Annotated in this window: 3 protein-coding genes; all 3 read left to right on the top strand. The window is 69.8% G+C overall.

From position 1 onward, the window contains the following. Positions 1-198 precede the first annotated feature (198 nt). Genes ACOJVU_RS14365 through ACOJVU_RS14355 form a run of 3 tightly spaced genes read left to right on the top strand, consistent with a single transcriptional unit; the run spans position 199 to position 2,797 of the window. On the top strand, positions 199-1,185 hold the full coding sequence (locus ACOJVU_RS14365) for an ABC transporter substrate-binding protein (protein WP_421530385.1): 987 nt from the start codon (positions 199-201) through the stop codon (positions 1,183-1,185). Positions 1,186-1,219: 34 nt separating this feature from the next. After that, positions 1,220-1,876, top strand: coding sequence for a 5-oxoprolinase subunit B family protein (locus tag ACOJVU_RS14360; protein WP_421530386.1), 657 nt, complete (start codon positions 1,220-1,222; stop codon positions 1,874-1,876). A gap of 9 nt (positions 1,877-1,885) precedes the next feature. After that, positions 1,886-2,797, top strand: a complete 912-nt coding sequence (locus tag ACOJVU_RS14355) for a 5-oxoprolinase/urea amidolyase family protein (protein WP_421530384.1) — start codon at positions 1,886-1,888, stop codon at positions 2,795-2,797. The last annotated feature ends 33 nt before the right edge of the window (positions 2,798-2,830 follow it).

The raw sequence follows: 2,830 nt of genomic DNA, 5'->3' as shown, positions 1-2,830 counted from the left end.
ACTTTCGCCACGGTTTGCCCGGGCAGGCCGAGGAGATTAGGCATGACTTCACCATATGTGACGGCCGTCGCAATGCGACCGGAAAATCGGACCGAATGAGCATGGTCCCTGGACATCCGCGAGACCGGCGTGCCGCTGAGTTGAGGCGGTCGCCGCGAGGACGCCACCTCCGGCCCGTGGCCGAGATAGTCTCACGCGGTGCGACGGGGATGGAGTCGACGGCGATTTTTGCAGCTCGCGGTCGCCGCTGCCGCCGGCGCGTCGCCCGCGTGCTCGTCCCGCGAGCCGGCAGCGGGCACCCCCGGCAATCGGCCGGTGACGATCACGCACCTCTTCGGTCAGACGGTCATCACAGAGCCGCCCGGGCGCGTGGTCAGCGCCGGCTACACCGAACAAGACGACCTGCTCGCCGTCGGCGTGGTACCCGTCGCGGTGACCAACTGGTTCGGCGACGAGCCCTTCGCCGTATGGCCGTGGGCCCAGCCGCAGCTGGGCCCGGCGCAGCCGGTGGTGCTCAGCCTCGACCACGGAATCCAGGTCGACCGGATCGCCAAGCTCAAACCCGACCTCATCGTGGCGATCAACGCCGGAGTCGACGCAGACACTTACCACAAGCTGTCGGCGATCGCCCCCACCGTCCCCCAGGCCGGAGGCGACGCGTTCTTCGAGCCGTGGAAGGTCCAGGCCACCACCATCGGACGAGCCGTGTTCCAGGAAGACCGGATGAAGTCACTGATCGACGGCGTCGAGGCGAAGTTCGCCGCCGTGGCCCAGAAGAATCCGCAATGGAAGGGCAGAAAGGTCCTACTGATGCACGGCACGTTGTGGCAGGGCACCGTGGTCGCCACGATGCCGGGTTGGCGGACCGACTTTTTGACCGCCATGGGTCTGGACGTCGCGGACAGCGTCAAACCCTTCGGCAACGGCTCCCGCGCCGTCATCCCGGGCGATCACATCACATCGGTGCTCGATTCCGCCGACGTGGTGATCTGGACGACGAAAGGCCCCGACGGCCGACAAGCGATCCTGGCCGACCCGGAGGTGGCCGCCTGCCGGGCGACGGCCGAGCATCGCCACATCTTCACGTCCAGGGAGGAGGCCGGCGCGGTCGCCTTCGCGTCGACGCTCAGTTACCCGTTCGTCGCCGAGCAACTGCCCCCGCAGATCGGCGAGATCCTCGGCTGAGCGGCACCTGCGAGGTTACCGTCGAGTAGTGAGCATGACGGATATCCCCATGGGCCGGTCGGCGGACACCGTCGGCCTGACCGTGCTCGACTACGGCGACCATGCACTCATGGTGCAGTGCGACAGCACCGCCGACGTCGCGGCGTGGGTCGCGGCGTTGCGGGCCGCGGCGCTGCCGGGCGTGGTCGACATCGTTCCCGCGGTGCGCACGGTGCTGGTGAAACTCGACGGTCCCGGCCGCCAGGGGACCCTTCGCCGACGGCTTGCCACGCTGCGGGTCGGCGCCGACGCGGCCGCCCCGCCAAACCTCGGACCCCACATGGTGATCGATGTGGCCTACGACGGCCCGGATCTCGACGAGGTCGCCGGCCTCACCGGACTGAGCACTGCCACGGTGGTCGAAGCCCACACCTCGACCGCGTGGCAGGTCGGATTCAGTGGATTCACACCGGGTTTCGCCTACCTGGTCGGCGGCGACCCGCGACTGCGGGTACCCCGGCGCCCGGAACCGCGCACCTCGGTACCGGCCGGCGCCGTCGCCCTGGCCGACGAATTCAGCGCGATCTATCCGCGGCAGTCGCCCGGCGGATGGCAGCTGATCGGCCATACCGACGCCCCCCTCTGGGACATCGACCGACCCAGCCCGGCGTTGCTGACGCACGGCATGTGGGTCCAGTTCCGGGCAGCGTGAGGGGGCGCCGTGCGCACGCTGGAAGTCCTGCGTACCGGGCCGCTCGCTGTCGTCCAGGACCTCGGCCGGACCGGGTTGGCCCACCTCGGCGTCAGCGGTTCCGGGGCAGCCGACCGCCGGGCGCACAAGCTGGCCAATCGGTTGGTCGCCAACCCCGACGACCGTGCCACCGTCGAGGTGACGTTCGGCGGCTTCTCGGCCCGCGTCCGCGGCGGCAACGTCGACATCGCGGTGACAGGCGCCGACACCGACCCGGCCGTCGACGGAATCAAATTCGGCACCAACAGTATTCACCATGTGCGTAACGGCCAGGTGATCACGCTGGGCGCACCGCGCGCCGGAATGCGCACCTATGTCGCGGTGCGTGGCGGCATCTGCGTGGAGCCGGTGCTGGGCTCCCGCAGCTATGACGTGATGTCGGCGATCGGGCCGCCCCCGCTCCGGCCGGGGGATCGTCTGCCGATCGGCGAGCACACTACTGCCTATCCGCAGCTCGACCAAGCCCCGGTTGCCGCGATCACCGGCGAGGCGGTCGAGCTGTCCGTGGTGCCTGGGCCACGCGACGATTGGTTCGTCGATCCCGACGCCCTGGTACACGGCGACTGGGTGGCCTCCGACCGCAGCGACAGGGTGGGCATGCGGCTGGTCGGCCGCCCGCTGCACTACCACTTCCCGGACCGGCAGCTTCCCAGCGAGGGCACCATCCGCGGCGCGATTCAGGTACCGCCCAACGGTTTACCGGTGATCCTGGGTCCCGACCATCCGGTCACCGGCGGTTACCCGGTCGTCGGTGTGGTCACCGACGACGATATCGACAAGGTCGCGCAGGTGCGGCCCGGCCAGCGCGTGCGGCTGCACTGGGCGCGGCCCCGTTCGCCGCTGGGCACCGCCACGCGCGCGGATCTCACCCACTTTTCCTAGACTTCTCGGCCGTGCGCGCCGGGGTCCGCACCG

The sequence above is a fragment of the Mycobacterium sp. THU-M104 genome (assembly GCF_049197365.1).
Lineage (GTDB): Bacteria > Actinomycetota > Actinomycetes > Mycobacteriales > Mycobacteriaceae > Mycobacterium.
This window is presented reverse-complemented; position numbering and strand designations above follow the sequence as displayed.

Coding starts and splice junctions, on each gene's coding strand:
- ACOJVU_RS14360 (WP_421530386.1), top strand. CDS start 1,220: ATGACGGATATCCCCATGGGCCGGTCGGCGGACACCGTCGGCCTGACC.